Origin of the sequence: Crateriforma spongiae, assembly GCF_012290005.1 — a bacterium.
GTDB lineage: Bacteria > Planctomycetota > Planctomycetia > Pirellulales > Pirellulaceae > Crateriforma > Crateriforma spongiae.
This window is the reverse complement of record NZ_JAAXMS010000003.1, coordinates 507,258-524,726: the sequence shown is the minus strand read 5'-3', so window position 1 is coordinate 524,726 and position 17,469 is coordinate 507,258. Positions and strand designations below refer to the sequence as shown.

General features: G+C 56.8%; 12 protein-coding genes. 8 read left to right on the top strand and 4 right to left on the bottom strand.

From position 1 onward, the window contains the following. Positions 1 to 3: 3 nt before the first annotated feature. Both HFP54_RS10100 and HFP54_RS10095 read right to left on the bottom strand, forming a co-directional pair. Complete coding sequence (locus HFP54_RS10100) at positions 4 to 3,261, bottom strand: glycoside hydrolase family 2 TIM barrel-domain containing protein (protein ID WP_168565039.1); 3,258 nt, start codon at positions 3,259 to 3,261, stop codon at positions 4 to 6. Between the two features lie 169 nt (positions 3,262 to 3,430). Continuing rightward, positions 3,431 to 5,446, bottom strand: coding sequence for a glycoside hydrolase family 127 protein (locus HFP54_RS10095; RefSeq protein WP_315853871.1), 2,016 nt, complete (start codon positions 5,444 to 5,446; stop codon positions 3,431 to 3,433). Positions 5,447 to 6,156: 710 nt separating this feature from the next. Between HFP54_RS10095 and HFP54_RS10090 the strand changes: the two genes are divergently transcribed. Next, entirely contained in the window at positions 6,157 to 6,870 is a 714-nt protein-coding gene (locus HFP54_RS10090; RefSeq protein ID WP_235951536.1) for a FadR/GntR family transcriptional regulator, read from the top strand. Between the two features lie 184 nt (positions 6,871 to 7,054). Then, entirely contained in the window at positions 7,055 to 8,320 is a 1,266-nt protein-coding gene (locus HFP54_RS10085) for a mechanosensitive ion channel family protein (protein WP_168565037.1), read from the top strand. 112 nt (positions 8,321 to 8,432) lie between these two features. Here the strand turns inward: HFP54_RS10085 and HFP54_RS26160 are convergent, their stop codons facing one another. Then, positions 8,433 to 9,779, bottom strand: a complete 1,347-nt coding sequence (locus HFP54_RS26160) for a methyl-accepting chemotaxis protein (protein ID WP_168565036.1) — start codon at positions 9,777 to 9,779, stop codon at positions 8,433 to 8,435. 304 nt (positions 9,780 to 10,083) lie between these two features. On the opposite strand from HFP54_RS26160, the gene HFP54_RS10075 reads away from it, so the two are divergent. The 5 genes from HFP54_RS10075 (at position 10,084) to HFP54_RS10055 (ending at position 16,732) form a co-directional block, all read left to right on the top strand. Then, on the top strand, positions 10,084 to 11,250 hold the full coding sequence (locus tag HFP54_RS10075) for an alpha/beta hydrolase fold domain-containing protein (RefSeq protein ID WP_235951535.1): 1,167 nt from the start codon (positions 10,084 to 10,086) through the stop codon (positions 11,248 to 11,250). A 93-nt stretch (positions 11,251 to 11,343) separates the two neighbouring features. After that, on the top strand, positions 11,344 to 12,321 hold the full coding sequence (locus tag HFP54_RS10070) for a sugar ABC transporter substrate-binding protein (RefSeq protein ID WP_168565035.1): 978 nt from the start codon (positions 11,344 to 11,346) through the stop codon (positions 12,319 to 12,321). Then, positions 12,321 to 13,847, top strand: a complete 1,527-nt coding sequence (locus HFP54_RS10065; RefSeq protein WP_168565034.1) for a sugar ABC transporter ATP-binding protein — start codon at positions 12,321 to 12,323, stop codon at positions 13,845 to 13,847. Before HFP54_RS10070 ends, HFP54_RS10065 begins: the two co-directional genes overlap by 1 nt. After that, a complete protein-coding gene (locus HFP54_RS10060) occupies positions 13,844 to 14,803 on the top strand; it encodes an ABC transporter permease (RefSeq protein WP_146415195.1) in 960 nt (319 codons plus the stop codon). The genes HFP54_RS10065 and HFP54_RS10060 overlap by 4 nt, the downstream gene beginning before the upstream one ends. A 78-nt stretch (positions 14,804 to 14,881) precedes the next feature. Beyond that, complete coding sequence (locus tag HFP54_RS10055; RefSeq protein WP_168565033.1) at positions 14,882 to 16,732, top strand: arylsulfatase; 1,851 nt, start codon at positions 14,882 to 14,884, stop codon at positions 16,730 to 16,732. 47 nt (positions 16,733 to 16,779) lie between these two features. On the opposite strand, the gene HFP54_RS10050 is transcribed toward HFP54_RS10055, so the two are convergent. After that, the gene (locus HFP54_RS10050; RefSeq protein ID WP_146415199.1) at positions 16,780 to 17,160 is read right to left on the bottom strand and encodes a winged helix-turn-helix transcriptional regulator; all 381 of its coding nucleotides are present in this window, start codon (positions 17,158 to 17,160) and stop codon (positions 16,780 to 16,782) included. A gap of 119 nt (positions 17,161 to 17,279) precedes the next feature. On the opposite strand from HFP54_RS10050, the gene HFP54_RS10045 reads away from it, so the two are divergent. Continuing rightward, complete coding sequence (locus HFP54_RS10045; RefSeq protein ID WP_197138030.1) at positions 17,280 to 17,432, top strand: hypothetical protein; 153 nt, start codon at positions 17,280 to 17,282, stop codon at positions 17,430 to 17,432. Positions 17,433 to 17,469 lie beyond the last annotated feature (37 nt).

The following is a 17,469-nucleotide window of genomic DNA, read 5'->3' as shown; positions in this document are numbered from 1 at the left end:
TTTCTATTCCTGGATCGTCGGTGACGTAATCTCGAAGCGAAACTGGTAATTGCCCGATGGCATCGTTTGCTGGGCCAATGGGCGAGCCCGCATGCCCCCCAAACCGGTTTGGGAATGATCGATATTCAGCGTGTAAAAGCCTTGCGGCTTCAATTCATAGGTGTGCTTGGCCGCATCAACATCGTCGCGGGCAAAGGCTGACACACTGAAATTGAAAGTCTGGTCGGCGTCCATTCGCAGCACCGGTGCCTTGTCGGCGGCACCAAATTCAACCCAGCGAACTCCCATACGGTTCCCGGATTCCTGCGGCATGGTATAGCGATAGGACATTTCGTCGGTCGGCAACTGATAGCGACCAACTTTCGCACTCCGCTGACGGTCGGGGTACGCTTCCCAAGGACCTTGGCCAAAATATTCCGTCTGTTGATACTCCGGCGGGATTCCCATCGCGGCGCCGAATCGAATCAATTCCGGCAACTTGGGATCTGCATCCAAGTCCATTTCAACCCGGACGCGTCCGCCGGGATAAAATCGATAGACCATCGCCAGCTTGATCGGCTGTTCGGTGCCATAGGTGACTTCAACGGCAACGCCGCCGGCACCAGCGTCTTCACCAGCACCGTCATCCGGCTCGGCAAGCCAGCACGATTTGACTTGAAGGTTTTCGTCCAATTGCCACCAAACGCGACTGTTTTGCTCCAGCCGGCGGAATCGCCGATCGTTGTCGGTCAGGGCACGCCGAAAGTTGGGTCGCAGTGGCTGACGCAGAACCTGATTTCCGTCAATGATCAGCGTTGTCAAATACCCTGTCTTCTTCGACACGGCCGCACGCAACCGGTCGCCGAAGATCTGAATCCGATCCTGCAGTTCGATCGTATCTAGCGTCCCGTTGTCTGCGACCGTCTGATCGGTCATCGCTGCAGCGTCTTGCAACAAGATCTGTTCGTACGCGACCTCGAAACCGGGGTCGCACCACGCACGAGCGGACGTTTCATGTGCGCTGAATCGAACCCAGTACTCCGATGATGCATCCCATTGGTCCCGTTCCAGATTCACATGCACCACTTGATCGGCCCCCGGTTCAACGTCCAAGGTGTCCAGGCGGCCCGATGAAACCACCACGCCATCGCGTTGAAATTGCCACCGAAATTCGTATCGCTTCAGATTGGTGAATGCCAATCGATTGACCAGACGGAATTTCCCGGAATCCTTGTCAACCAGTTCGAACGCAACGGGCTGGAACACATACTTGCATTCATACGCATGCGGTTTTGGCGTACGGTTCGATGCAAAGACACCGTTCAAGCAGAAGTTGCCGTCGTTCGGGACATCGCCGTAGTCACCACCGTAAGCGAAATACGACTGGCCCGATTCCGCGTCAGTCTTCTCAAGTCCTTGATCGATCATGTCCCAGATATACCCGCCGATCAGATTCGGATTGGACCGGATTACATCCCAATAATCGCCCAGCGTTCCGACCGAATTGCCCATCGCGTGCAAGTATTCGCAGTAGATAATCGGTCGATCCAACCGCGGGTCGTCCGCCATATTTTTGACCTGTTCGTACTGCGGGTACATGCGGCTGATCACATCCACGTACGGCGGATCATTGGGATTGGCCATACTTGGAAAGGTTTGCGATTTGTATCCGGCCCCCGGCTGGTGATCGGGATCGGTCGGATCCCCCTGAGCCCCCTCGTAATGAATGAATCGCGACGGATCAAAGTCTTTGATCCACCCCGCGGCCGCGGCGAACGCAGGCCCACACCCTGATTCGTTACCCATCGACCAACTGATCACACAAGGATGGTTCTTGTCCCGCTGGACCATTCGGCTGATTCGACTAAGGATCGGCATCGTCCAAGACGTTTGCTGCGGGATGTAGCTTCCCAGATGGTGACATTCGATGTTGGCTTCATCCATGACGTAGATGCCATGCTTGTCACACAGATCGTAGAAGTAAGGATCATTCGGATAATGTGACGTTCGCACCGCGTTGAAGTTGAACTGTTTCATCAGCATCACGTCGCGCAAATAATCCTCGCGACGCAACGCCTTTCCGAATCGCGGATTGTGGTCGTGACGGTTGACGCCCATGATTTTGACCACTTGGCCGTTGACCAATAACTGATTTTGGTCGTCGAACTCGATCGTGCGGAAACCAACCTTTTGCGTCCGCACTTCGGCGACATCGCCGCCGGGTCCCACGACCTCCAGCAACACTTGGTACAGATTTGGCGTCTCGGCGGTCCACTTCTTCACGTCGGGGATGTCAGTGGCCAGCAATCCGAATTCGTTGACGTCGCGTGGCGCCCAACGCTCATTGACAATCGCACCGACGGGAATCTCCATTCCGTCAGCGACGACGTCCTTGGTCTGTGCGTCATACAACGAAGCCCGGACTTTCCAGCCGTCCAAATCGGCATCCGGGTCCTTCAACCAAATCCTTGGGCGAATCTTCAGGGTGCCGTCTTGGTATTGATCATCCAACGTCGCCCGGGCGTCGATATCGCTGAGTGACACCGCCGGTTGTGCCAACAACATGACGTCGCGATGAATCCCGCTAAGCCGCCACATGTCCTGGTCTTCCAGATAGCTGCCGTCGCTCCACCGAAACACTTGGACCGCTAACCGATTTCGACCGGGCGCTAGATATTCGGTGATGTCAAATTCTGCGGCCAGGCGACTGCCCTGGCTGTAGCCCACCCTCTGGCCATTGACCCAGACGTAGAACGCCGACGAAACGCCACCAAAGTGCAACACCACACTGTGGCCGGACCATTCGCCGGGGACTTCGAAATCGCGAAAGTAGCTGCCGACCGGATTGTCACGATAAATCCGTGGCGGCAGCGGTGGCATCGGCCCCTTCCAATCAAACTTCAGATCGGGATTCAGGATTCCCGGCGTGAACGGATAGGTGATGTTGGTGTAAATCGGCTGTCCGAAACCTTGGAGTTCCCAATTGGCCGGCACCGCAATGCTCGCCCAATCCCCACCCTGAAAATCTGTGGCATAGAAGTCCAAAGGACGCTGATTGACATTGCCGGCGTAGTGGAACTTCCAGGTCCCGTTAAGCGAAACCATCCTGGACCGACCACGATCCTGTGACAACGCATCATCCGCCGAAGCGTAGGAGTAACTAGCCACACGTGCCGGCAACTTGCCACGTTCGAAGACGGTTTCGTTTTCCCAATCGGGCTGCGACGCATGAAGCGATACGAAAACAATGGCCAGGCGAAGGCTGGCGACGAAGCGAAGCATGCGAAGTTTTCCGATCACGGATCAATGAAACGGTTGCGCAGGGACACCATACCAAACGTCGTTTGCATGGCCATCAAATGGTTCCATGCCAACGAAGTTTGCTGGATTCCGTTTTACAGCGGCATGATAATTGGTCTGCCCACCAGGCGGCTTACTGGTGAAACAACGACTAACGCCAAACGATCGGCATCCACACTGTCATCTCGCTTAGTCCCCGGTTGGACCAAGCGTGATAGGGAACAAACCGGGCTTCGTATTCCTGCCACTGCGATTCATCCAAAACGCGATACATCGAACGATTGTCTTCCGATCGCAACAGAACCGTGCCACGCAACGCCGTCACGTTGCCCAATTCGCTGATCCCGGGTTCCAGTTTCCATTCGATATCGGAGGGAACGTTGACGTCCAAAATGCTGGTGTCTTTGGGAAGGTCGGGGGATTCGATGCAGTAGACCACGGGGCCTCGCTGGACCGCGGCCTGATTACGAACCTCTTCGATCCGCGGGTGCCCGACCATCAACCGGGCCTGCATCGGCAAGTCCAACTCGATGACATCCCCCGGTTTCCACTTTCGGGTCAGAACCGCGAACTGTCCCGCCACCGGAACCACGTCCGCCGCGGTTCCGTTGATTCGCAACTGGGCCGCATCGGCCCAGTCCGGGATACGCAAGTGAACGTCAAAGGCGTCCGACTTGCACTGCTGGACAGTGATCTTGATCGCCCCGTCCCACGGATAAGCGGTTTCCTGTCGCAAGCGAAGCGTCGAACCATCGCACAAACGCGTCTCCAGTTCGTTGGCCCCGTACAGATTCACGGCCACCCCGTTTTCCGGCAAGCTGTAGGCCCAGGATGAAAGCTTGGCGATCGTTCGCACCAGATTCGGTGGGCAACAGAAGCATTTCAGATAAGGCTGTCGATCAGGCGTTTCGGTGTTCAGTGCGGAATAGTCACGAGCGCCATGAATCGACCGCAACGGGTTGGAATAAAAGTATTGCCGACCATCGACACTGATGCCTGACAAGCCACTGTTCAGCATCACCAGTTCCATGATGTCCGCGTACTTGGATTCGCCATGAATCCCCAGCATTCGATGGCTGAACATCGCGTTGCAAAGGTTTGCGCAGGTTTCGTTGTACGCCGTCAAGTTGGGCATCACGTATTCGCCGGCGAATGCCTCGTGGACCGCGTCACCCCGGCTTGATGCCCCGTGGTGGGTTTGGCCACAGGCACCGGTGATGTACATCTTTTTATGAACCACGTTTTCCCACAGCCGATCCAGAGCTTCGACCAAAGCTCGTTCACCGGTTTCGGCATAGACGTCCGCGGCACCGGCGTAGAAATACAAGGCCAATACCGCGTGGCCGACCGCTTCGGTTTCCTTCCGCAACGGTTTTCGTTCCTGGACCATATCGCCGATCGTCGAATGCCGGACGGATGGACCGGGTTCGACGCGTGATCGACCACGCATGTTGATGAAGATCTCGGCCAACCGCAGATACCGCTTGTCACCGGTGGTGCGATAAAGTTCCACCAGCCCCATGATCTGTGTTTGATTGAAACCGAATCGTGCCAGCCGTTCAGGCTGTGGCTGGAACGTTTCGTACAGATGATCGGCGTGCTTGATCGCGATGTCCAGAAAGTTTCGCTTCCCTGTCACGCGATGGTGAATACACGCGCTGGTCAGCAAGTGCCCGCTGTTATAAAGCTCGTGGTAATTGCGTGCCGTCCAGGGCTCCGGTGCACCAAGTTGGATCTGCGTCGACAGGTAGCCGTTATCAAGCTGAGCTTTCCCGATGACATCGATGATCTCGTCCAGTTCGACCAAGATCTTTTCGTCACGGTTGATGGCGTACACGTAAACGGCCGACTCCATCCATTTGTAAAAGTCGCCGTCATGCCAGTGCATGCCTTGATGCGGGCCATCCTTTAGCCCCGCGGCAATCTTGAAATTGTTGTAGGCGTGACCGACATCGCCTTTCAACAAACTGCCCATGTGAGGCACCATGACGTCCTGACACAACTGGAACTTCTCTGCCCAAAACCCATCGGTCCATCGACAATCCCCAATACCGATGCTGCGAAACGTGACGTGGGGGCTGGATGAATTGTCGATGACGCCTGCCTGATCGGCTCGGACGATCGATGCACCGATGATCAGCGAAACAATCAAAGCGGAAAATCGCACGGTTGGTCTCCGCAGGTGGGATGAAGCGGTGGGAAGGTGTTCGATCGGCCGAACGCTCGGGCCAGTCTCACATGAATTCGATTCGTCGGCGGTCTGTCGCTGTGGCGTTCACCGTCAGCGAACACGGGGCCGCGTCAATGTCCCATAGGGATTGAATGCAGGCACCTCGTCCTGACGCGACCAGCGATGCCTGTGACAATACGCCACCTGGATGGGAAACCACAATTCGCGGCCCAAACCAAAGAAACGGCAGCATCGCTACGGTACGATGGACCAACCACCGTGCTTCCAGCGTCCATGGCTTGACGCATTTCGTGGCCATGCGGGAAAGTGCCGTGAACAACCCTTGCCAAGAGCACCAGCAATCGTGGAAACAGGACATCGTTCATCGATACCTTCACTTTTTCGCGGAAGCCTTTGCCCTTGAGACCGCCGACGATTTCGCCCGGTGGGGACGGCATCCGTGTGCCGTTGACCGATGCGACTCCGGCGACACTGACGCGAGGGTACTGCGACACGTTTGAAACAGCGGCCCAGGGGCAGGTCGGACCATCCCGTTTTGCGAGACCACCGGTTGTCGATGACGACTTTGCACCGGCGAGTGGCCCGCAACGGGCCGGTACGGTGGCGATCGATACCACTGGCCTTATTTGTATTACAATAACAGCAAGCACCCCCTGTCAACAGGCTGCGGCATGGAAATTCCCCGAATGCGACGAAATCTCTGCGGGCAAGTCGTCCACGATTTGGGATTCAAGATTCTGGCCGGGCAGGTCAAACCGGGCGAAGCTTTGCCGCAGGAGCCCACGCTGTGCGAACAATTGGGCGTCAGCCGAACCGTCGTCCGCGAAGCGATCAAATCACTGGCGGCCAAGGGCTTGGTCGAATCACGCCCGAAACGTGGAACGATTGTCCGTCCCGCCGCTGACTGGAATTACCTTGATTCCGAAGTCCTGGCCTGGCACGCCAGCGCCGACGGTGACGGCCAGCACCTGCGTTTCCTGACGGAGTTTCGGCTGACCGTCGAACCCGCCGCCGCGGCCCTGGCCGCCAAACGTGCCAGTGAAGATGAACTGAATCGGATACGCGCGGCCCTTGAAAAGATGGCCGCGAACACCGACAGCGTCGAAGCTTTCAAGGAAGCCGATTTGACGTTCCATACCGAAATCTTGCACGCCACGGGCAACCCCTTTTTCTCGCCCGTCGCCGGCGCGATCGCGATTTCATTGGCGACCAGTTTGAAGGTCACCAACCGAAAACCGGCCGATAACCCCGCATCGGTGCCGCTGCACCGTGACGTGATGGATGCCATCTGTCGACGTGATGCCGACGCGGCCCGCGAGGCAATGCACCGGTTGTTGGCAGACGCCAAACGACGGATTGAAATCGCCGGCGACGCAACCAACGGCATACCATCCGCCTGATCACCATCGCTGATCTCTCCGTCGGGTTTCTATCGAATTTCATTGACGGATAAACGACCAATCCGTCGTCACGGCAACCAAGGGATCGCGGTTTGGCGATTGTCGCCCGGTTGTTCAGGTCGCGGCACAAGACGTGCATCAATGGCAGCGTTCCCGTTCCCGACCGCTGCGCCGCAAAAGCCCGATGTTCCGTTTGTTCCTGGCAATCACCGTTCAATTCTGCAGCGTCGCCGCGCTGGGAACCGCCCTGGCGCAGGTTCAAGATCCACCGGTCGACGAACCCACTAGCGTGGATGCATCGACCAAAGTTTCTTCGGTTGCCGTCAATGATGTCACCGATGACCGGGCGATCGAGAAACGTCTGCGTGCGGTGTTCCAGGCATCCGGTTGGTTTGATGATCTTGACGTTGAATCACGCAACGGCGTGATCACCATCGCCGGGATCGCTGACAATGATCGGCATCGTGACTGGGCCGGCGACATTGCGCGTCGCACCGAAGACGTCGTGGCGGTCATCAACCAATTGGATGTCCGCGAAGAATTCAGTTGGAAGTCCAGTGGCCAGGTAATCAACGCAAGTCTGGATTCGCTGCGCAAGGAAACGCTCAGCCGGTCGCCGTTATTGCTAGCCGCAGTGATCGTTCTATTGCTGACCGCTGCGGCATCCAAGCTATGCCAAGCCATCGAACAACGCATCCTGGAATCGCGTGGAATACGTTCCAGCCTGAAAGACCTGATCTATCAACTGTCATCGATCGGCATCTGGATCATTGGTCTCTTGGTGGCCACGATCATTGCCTTTCCCGGCATGACGCCAACGCGCGCCCTGACGACATTGGGGCTGGGGACCGTGGCGATCGGGTTTGCCTTCAAAGACATCTTTGAAAATTTCTTCGCGGGAATTCTGATCCTGTGGCGTTACCCGTTTGACCGCGGCGATTACATCACGTGCGAAGAAACCACCGGCAAAGTGGAACAGATCACCGTTCGCAACACGATGATTCGAAAGCTGGATGGCGAATTAGCGGTCATCCCCAACGGCCATTTGTTCAAAAACAAAGTGGATGTGTTGACCAGCCAACCACAGCGACGCGTTCGAATCATCTGCGGCGTTGCCTATGGCGAAGATGTCGACCAGGCACGGGAGGTGATCCGCGAGGCCGTTCAATCGTGCGACACGGTGCGAGGCATTCGCACGGTCGAAGTGTTCGCCAACGAATTCGCTAACTCCAGCATCAATTTCGAAGTCGCGTGGTGGACCGGTGCCAAGCCGATCGACATTCGCCGCAGTCGTGACCAAGTCGTCGCTGCAATCAAGCGGTCGCTGGACGAAGCGAATATCGAGATTCCATTCCCCTATCGCACGCTGACCTTCAAAGACGATCGCATCGCCGCTTCCCTGGTCGGCATGTCAGGGCTAAGCACTCCGGACTCCGGTGCAAGCACCTGACCCATGATTCCGTCGGCGCAAAAAAAGATGCGGCAGCAGGGACCCGGTGCGATCACCTGCTGCCGCTTCCCCTGCAATGGATCAGCGTCCAAATTCGTTGGGCCAGACAGACTTAACTGCTGCAACCGACCAGTTCGTCGGCGGCCGAACTGAGTTGCGAAATGACCACGTTTTGCTCTTCGACCGATGCCGCGACGCCGGTGGTGTTGTCGCTGACCTCGCCGACGCTGTTGGCGATACATTCGATAGCCGAAACCACTTGGCCGATGCTGAACTGAATCGTTTCGACATTCTTGCGGATCTCCGACGTCGCCTTGCCGGTCTGATTGGCCAGTTCTTTGACCTCACTGGCAACCACGGCGAAGCCGCGTCCTGATTCACCGGCACGTGCGGCTTCGATCGTCGCATTGAGGGCCAACAGATTCGTTTGGTCGGCCAAATCTTGAATCGTGTCGATGATTTCGCCGATCGTTTCGCTGCTGCAATTCAAGTCCTTGACCAAGTCGGTCGCGTTCTTGGTGTTCACATCGGCGTCTTTGGCCAACCCGGCGGTGCGAGTGATTCGCTCGCTTATCTCTGCGATCGCCTGTGACATTTCCGAAACGCTGCTGGCGATGGAGTTGCCCAACGATTCTGATTGATTCTTGGAATGAACCTGATCGGTGATGTCGCTGACGTTCTTCACCACACGGGTCACCTTTCCGTCGTTATCAAAGACGGGGTTGTAGGCGCCGCTGAGCCAAATTTCTTGACCGTGCTTGTTCACACGGCGGAATTCACCTTGCTGGAATTCCCCCCGAGCCAGACGTTCCCAGAAACGTGCATATTCCGCGGTCGCGGCATCTTCGGCCGGCATGAACATGCGATGATGTTTGCCGCGGATCTCTTCCAGCGAGTATCCGGTGGTTTGCAAGAACAGCGAATTGGCGTGCAGGATCGTACCGTCCGGCTTGAATTCAATCATTGCCTGTGAACGGTTCTGGATGTCGGCTTGGATCATCCGCGCCTTCGTAACGTCGGTCGCCAATTTGATAATCTTGATGACCTGTCCCGAGTCGTTCAGAACCGGATTGTACGTGGCTTGAATCCAGATCTCGCGACCGCCGCGACCGTAACGCTGGAACAGATCGCTGTGGAAGTTTCCGGCACGAAGCTTTTCCCAGAACTGACGGTATTCTTCGGACCCGGCGTATTCGCTGTCGACAAACATCCGGTGATGCTTGCCCTGGATTTCCGACAGGGTGTATCCCACCGTGTCCAGGAAGTTCTTGTTGGCCTTCAGGATGGTTCCGTCCGGTTCGAATTCGATCACCGCTTGCGAACGGTGCAACGAACTCATGATCTGAGACAGATCAACAAACTGATCGGCGTCGATGTCCAACGTCGCAGTGGTGGAATCCATCATGTCCGCCTGCGATACGTTTTCGCTTGCGCCGTTGGACCAGTTCAACAATTTCATCTTTCACCCTTGTGTCTAACGCACCCAGCCGACGCAATTCCGCGTCCCCCGATGCTTGCCTGCACTGTCACTGCTGGGACCCTTGGTCGACAAATCGTCGCGGTCAAATCGTTTTGACGGCGAAGCCCAACTTTTCAAAAAAGACCCAGTGGCAAGTTGAAAACCGAGCCAACGCAAAGCACCAAAACGCTCGCTTTGAGCATGTGGTAGAATTCGCCTCCCCGGCGGTAACGGTCGACGTCCGGTAGACTCATTTTCTGGTGGCCGCCCCGTTTCATTCATGTTGTTCCTTAGGCCCTATCCCATGTTGCACCGACAAATGCCGCGGATCCTGGCGTGCCTTTGCTTGACCGGCCTGGCCGCGTTGTCCCCCGCCCAAGCCCAAAGTGTTCGGCCACGGATTTCGTTGTCAGCAGTACTCGATCGCGACGACTCGGATTCCGATGGAGCGGTGACCGCTACGGAATTCAGTGGCCCCAAAGCATTGTTTCGGCGACTGGACACCAACGGTGACGGCAAGATCGACAAGGCGGACTTTGCCGACAATGACCGAACCCCGTCGGCGCGAAAGCATCGCTCGATTCCTGGCACACGTTTGGTGAAAGACGTGGTCTTTGGCCAGGGGGGCGACCGCGACTTGAAGCTTCACCTGGTGCTGCCCGACCCGCCGGCCGATTCGCCGACGCCGCTGATCGTCTGGATCCACGGCGGTGGATGGATGGGGGGAAACAAGGAAGGTGGCGTGGGGCGTCTTTCCCGCTGGGTCAAAGAAGGCTTTGCCGGCGCGACGATTGAATACCGTCTGACCGGCGAGGCAGCCTTTCCGGCGCAGATTCATGACTGTAAGTGCGCCATCCGTTTCTTGCGTGCCCATGCGGATAAGTACAACCTGGATCCGAATCGAATCGCCGTAGCGGGCAGTTCCGCCGGCGGTCACTTGGTCGCATTGCTGGGGACGTCCGGCGGAGTCAAGGATCTGGAAGGCGACGGCGGTTGGAACGACCAGCGCAGCGACGTCCAAGCGGTCATCGATCTGTACGGCCCCACCGACTTTCAAATCTTCGTGACCACCCCGGGCTATGAAAGCCACAACCGCGATCAATCACCGGAATCGCGTCTATTGGGAGGTGGAATCGTGACCGAAAATCCCGAAGGCATCCGCCGTGTCAATCCCATCACCTACATCGATCCCAAAGATCCGCCTTTCTTGATCATTCACGGGTCGGCCGATCGCGTGGTCCCGGCCAACCAAAGTGAAGCCCTGCACGCGGCGCTGAAAAAGTCCGGCGTCAAATCAAAGCTGCACATCATCGACGGGGCGGGCCATGGCGGCGCCGGCTTCGGTGAACCCAAAATCCAAGAAATGCAAATGCAGTTCTTGCGGGACACGTTGTTGAAGACTCAACGCGCCGACGACACGCCTGCCGATTCGGATGGCGCCGATGTGGACTCCCCGTCGAAAGACCGTTGACATCCGGTCGGGTGGTTTGCTGCGTCTGCAACGTGGTTGCTGTATTCTGTCAGACCGAAATGTTTGACAGGCTGTCTATCGGGATTCGCAACGATGAAACGCAAGTTTGGGCTGGTGGTTTTGGTGGTCGCATTGGCGGGATGCCGACCGAGTACCACGACGACATCGACGGACGCTGACGGCACATCGGTTCCGGGTGAAAGCGGCAAGCCACGCGTCGCTTTGATCATGAAATCGTTGGCCAACGAGTTCTTTTCCACGATGGCCGACGGAGCACAGTCGCATCAAGAAGAGCACGCCGATGACTACGCGTTGATTGTGAACGGAATCAAAGACGAACGTGACCTTAGCCGCCAAGTCGCCTTGGTCGAAGAAATGGTCAGCAGCAACGTCGACGCGATCGTGATCGCCCCGGCGGATTCCAAAGCACTGGTCCCCGCACTGCGACGTGCCCAACAGGCCGGTGTGGTGGTCGTCAACATCGACAATCGATTGGACGCGGACGTGTTGAAGACCGAAGGCATCACGATCCCCTTTGTCGGCCCCGAAAACCGTGCCGGCGCAAAGAAGGTCGGCCAGTACCTGGCCCAAAAGCTAAACGAGGGCGATCAAGTGTTGGTGCTGGAAGGCATCCGAACCTCCTTCAACGCCCAACAGCGCCGCGAGGGCTTTGAACTGGCGATGTCCGAAGCGGGTATCGACATCGTGGACAGCCAATCGGCCGAGTGGGAAATGAGCAAGGCCAACACGATCGCATCGTCCATGCTGAGCGAACATCCGAATGCCAAAGCTATCTTGGCTGCCAACGACAGCATGGCGTTGGGTGCCGTCGCCGCGGTCCGCAGTGCGGGGCGATCCGATGACGTGATGATCGTCGGTTTTGACAACATCAGTGCCGTCCAACAAGCAATCATCGATGGAAAGATCTTGGCCACCGCTGACCAGCATGGTGACCAGTTGGCCGTCTTTGGGATCGAAGCCGCGCTGCAAATGCTGCAAGACCCCGACACCAAACCGGAAGACGTCGAAACGCCCGTCGATTTGATCCACCAACAAACGCTGACGCCGTGATGACGTCTTCGCCGGACTTGTTCACGGCCAAGGGGCTGTGCAAACGCTACGGCCGCGTGACCGTTTTGGATGACTGTGATGTCGCGATTCGCGGGGGAGAAATCCATGCGTTGCTGGGCGCCAACGGCGCGGGCAAAAGCACGCTAGTGCGAATGATGGCGGGGCTGTTGGAACCAACCGCCGGCAGCATGCAATTGGATTCGATCGACTACGCGCCCAACAGCAAACGCGATGCGGAAATTGCCGGCGTCGAAATTGTCCAACAAGAATTGAACCTGATCGCGACCCTTTCGGTCGCCGAAAACTTGATGCTGGCGCGTCTGCCGTCGATCGGTGGTGTGATCCGGCGTGGACCGTTGAAGGATCGTGCCAGGGCGGCACTGGATCGCGTCGGCTTGAACGATGTTCCGGTGGACACACCGGTCGCGAAACTGGGGGTCGGCAAACAACAAATGGTGGAGATCGCCGCCGCGCTGGATCGACAATGTCGCATCTTGATCTTGGACGAACCGACCGCCGCGTTAAGTGCTGCTGAATCGGAAACCTTGTTTCGTTGGTTGAACAAACTGCGCGACGAAGGCGTGGGCATCGTTTACATCAGCCATCGTTTGGACGAAGTCGCGCGACTTGCCGACCGGATCACCGTGCTGCGTGACGGGCGAAAAATCGGCACCTTCGACGCGGTGGAATGTTCGACCGATCGCATGGTGGAATTGATGAGCGGCGATAGCGGCTCGGGCGATTCCGCCTTGCATCCGTCGCGACGACAAGTCGACACAGTACTGCGTGTCGACGCATTGACCGGCGGCCCCGTCGATCACGTTTCATTCAATGTTAACCGCGGCGAACGTTTGGGGATCGCCGGGTTGGTCGGATCGGGCCGGACGGAACTGTTGCGGTTGATTTTCGGTGCCGATGTCGCCATGTCGGGCAACATCCACTTACGCGATGATGCCACGGCGTACCGATTTCATCATCCGCGTCAGGCGGTCGCCGCTGGCATTGCGATGGTCACCGAAGACCGGAAAGACAACGGTCTGTTGCTGTCGAAATCGATCCAGTTCAACACGACTTTGGCATCGCTTCGGCATCGCTTTGCGAACGCTGGAATGGTCCGCGGCCGAATCGAACGATCCGCCACACAAACACAGTGTGACCAGCTGGATATTCGTTGCAGCACGATCGATCAATGTGTGGGAACGCTTAGCGGCGGCAATCAGCAAAAGGTGGCGATCGCCAAATGGTTGGTCCGCGATGCCGATGTCTTTCTGTTTGATGAACCCACACGTGGCATCGACGTTGCCGCCCGACGCAGAATCTATCGGCTGATCGATACGCTGGCCAAAGACGGCAAAGGTGTCGTGATTGTCAGCAGTGACCTGGAGGAACTTTTGGAAACTTGTGATCGAATCGCCGTCATGTCGGACGGACAATTGGTGGAGACCTTTGAACGCAACGATTGGTCGCATGATCGAATCATGCAAGCCGCGTTTTCCGGATATCGAACCCAGGAGACCGGGGCATGATGCCGAAACACGTTCGCAATGTGCTGGTCCAGTACGGTGGCCTGTTGGCCGTCTTGGCGGTGATCGTCGCGGTGTTCAGCTTTCAAAGCCAGAATTTTTTCCAACATTCCACGTTGGTTTCCATCGCCAACCAAATCCCCGATTTAACCTTCATCGCGGTCGGCATGACGCTGGTGCTGATTGTCGGCGGAATCGATTTGTCGGTTGGTTCGTTGCTGGCACTTTCATCGGCGGTCTTGGGTTCGCTGATGGTCGACCATCAATGGTCTTTGGGAACCGCCGCCGTGCTGTGCCTGGCCACCGGCGCCGCTTGTGGATTGGTCAACGGTGCGATCGCAATTGGTTTTCGGATCCCGTCGTTCATCGTCACGCTCGGGATGTTGGAAATGGCTCGCGGGGCGACCAAAGTGGTGACGGATTCGCAAACGAAATATATCGGATCAGCCGTTGAAGCCATCGGACAACCGCTGCCGGGCTTGTTGTTATCACCGGCATTCCTGGCCGCACTGGCTTGCGTCGCTGCGGGTCAATTCTTACTGACCCGAACGGTGTTTGGTCGGTATTGTGTGGCGATCGGAACCAATGAAGAAGCAGTGCGAATGTCGGGCATCCGCACCGCGCCCTATGCGATGACCGTCTTTGTCATCAGCGGGCTGATGTGCGGCATGGCGGCGCTCGCCCAAACATCACGTCTGTCATCGGCCGACCCCAACGCCGCGATCGGTATCGAATTATCGGCCATCGCCGCATGCGTCATCGGAGGCACCAGTTTGATGGGCGGTCGCGGCAGCGTGATCAGTTCATTCATCGGGGTGCTGATCATCGCTGTTCTGCAAACGGGGCTGGCACAGATCGGCGTCTCTGATGCCAACAAACAAATCATCACCGGTGCCGTGATCGTCATCGCCGTCTTGTTGGATGCCCTGCGTTCGCGGTGGGACCCGACGCGACCCTAAGGCAACCTTCGGTCAGACCTCTGCACCAATCTTTCGCCAGACCTTCCGTTCTTCCCCCCTTCCAGCCCCCATCCCACCATGAATCGAATCATTCCGCACCTGGCAACCGTGCTGTTGATGGCGTTGCCGATCGCCTTCGCCCCTCTGCAAGCCGCGGCGAACGACGCTAAACCCAATGTGATCGTCATCATGACGGACGATCAGGGCTATGGTGAGTTTTCGTGCCATGGAAACCCCATCGTTCAAACCACCAACATCGACAAGTTGGCATCACAAAGCATTCGCTTGACCGACTTTCATGTCGCCCCGATGTGCACGCCGACACGGGGTCAATTGATGACGGGCTTGGATGCATTCCGCAATGCGGCCATCAACGTCAGCAGCGGACGCACCCTGCTGCGACACGATGCAAAAACCATCGCCGACGTGTTTGGTGACGCCGGATATCGGACCGGCATCTTTGGCAAGTGGCACCTGGGCGACAACTATCCGTTCCGTCCCGAAGATCGCGGGTTTGATGAAGCCATTTGGTTTCCGTCGTCACACATCAACAGTGTCCCCGATTACTGGGACAACGATTACTTCGATGACGTCTATATCCACAATGGAAAGCGTGAACGTTACGACGGTTACTGCACCGACGTGTTCTTTGATGAAGCCCAGAAGTGGATCGGTCAAAAAGACGACCAGCCGTTTTTCGCCTACATCGCGACCAACGCGGCTCACTGGCCATGGTTTGTTCCCGACGAATATCGCCAACCGATCCGTGACGCGATCAAGCGTCATCCCGAGGTCGTTCAACACCTGTCGGAAACGAAGATTGAATCCTTGGTCAGCTTTCTGGCGATGGGCGCCAACATCGATGACAACGTTGGTGGTTTGGACCGTTTCCTGGCGGAAAAGGGGTTGCTGGAAAACACGATCGTCGTCTTCTTGACGGACAACGGCAGCACGATGGGGCCGGACTATTTCAATGCCGGCATGCGGGGCAAGAAAACACAACTGTGGGAAGGCGGCCATCGTGTGCCTTGCTTCATCCGCTGGCCCGATGGCCCGATCGCAGCCCCCAAGGACTTCGACGAACTTTGTCAGGTACAAGACTTGTTGCCAACGCTGGCAGACTTGGCCGGTATCGCCAACATTCCCGACGACTTGGACGGCATCAGTTTGGCGCCGCTGATTCGCGGCCAGCGTGAATCACTCGACGATCGTATGCTGGTGATGAACTACAGTCGAATGCCGACGTTCAAGGTCAAATTCACCAATGGTAACCCCGCCGTGCCGCAAAAAAACGGTGCCGGCGTGTTATGGAAACAATGGCGTTTGTTGGAAAACCGCCAACTGTTCAACGTCGATTCGGATCCCCATCAAGACCGTAACGTTGCCGCGAAACATCCCAAATTGGTCGCCAGAATGCGATCACATTTGAACCAGTGGTGGGATGGCGTGAAGGACGATGTCAACACACCACAACGGGTCGTGATCGGCAGTGATCAGGAAAACCCCATGATGTTGACTGCCTGTGAATGGTTGGACGTTTTCGTCGATCAGCAAATTCAGGTGCGTCATGCAGTGCTGAAAGATGGCGTATGGCATTTGAACGTCGCTGAAGCCGGGACGTATCAGTTGGAACTGCGGCGTTGGCCACGCGAATCGCAACTGCCCCTGCAAGCCGGAGTGGACGAAACGCCGGTGACCGATGGTGTGTTTCCGGCTGGTCAGTCATTGCCCATTGAAGCGGCAATTTTGAGGGTCGGCGATTCGGAGACGAAGCTTTCACCCGATGCAAACGGCCAGTCCTTCACAACGACCGTCGAATTGGATGAAGGACCGCTTTTGCTGCAAGCAACGTTCGTCGATGCCCAAGGCGATTCCATCTGTGGTGCCTACTATGTCTACGTCAACCGCATGACGCCGGCATCGCGGTGATGGTCGCTTTCTTGGCGGGTGGTGGATATTGATCGGCCGCCCGCCTGCTAATCTTTGTCGACTTTTTCAAGCTCGCGATTCTTCAGTAGCGGCAACGCATGGGCCTCTCCCCATGCTTTCAAGGCATACAGAATCGGCTCCAGGGATTTCCCTTCTTCGGTCAATTCGTATTCAACACGTGGCGGGACTTCCGCGTACACGATGCGGTTGATCAAGCCGACGTCTTCCAATTCGCGAAGCTGTTTCGTCAGCATGCGTTGGGTCACGCAGCCGATTTTGCGTTTCAGTTCACTGAACCGCAGGCGGCCGTCCAGCAAGTAGAAAAGCACGATCCCTTTCCACTTGCCGCCGATCAATTCCAGCGTTGCTTCAACGGGACAAGCCGGCAACACATAGCTGGAGTGCCGCGATTTCCCATTAGTATCCATTGTGTGCCTACGTGCCGTAAATGTGCGTTCTTGCCTGACAACGACTTACACATACTATCAGTGCGTACTCACAAAGCGAGTGCGTTTTTGCGTCGATCGATCTGCCGATTCAGGAAGCGTTGAAGGAAGAAGCCTATCAGCTTTACCAGGCGACCAGCCGAACTCCCGCGATCCGCCGTTTCACTCAGGCGGATGAGACCGGTGTCCAAAACAGCGTGGAGAACCAACGCAACTGGAACCAGATCGTTTTGGCCATTCAAGAAATCCTATAGCTCATTCAACAGATCGTTCATCAGATTGCATTGATTA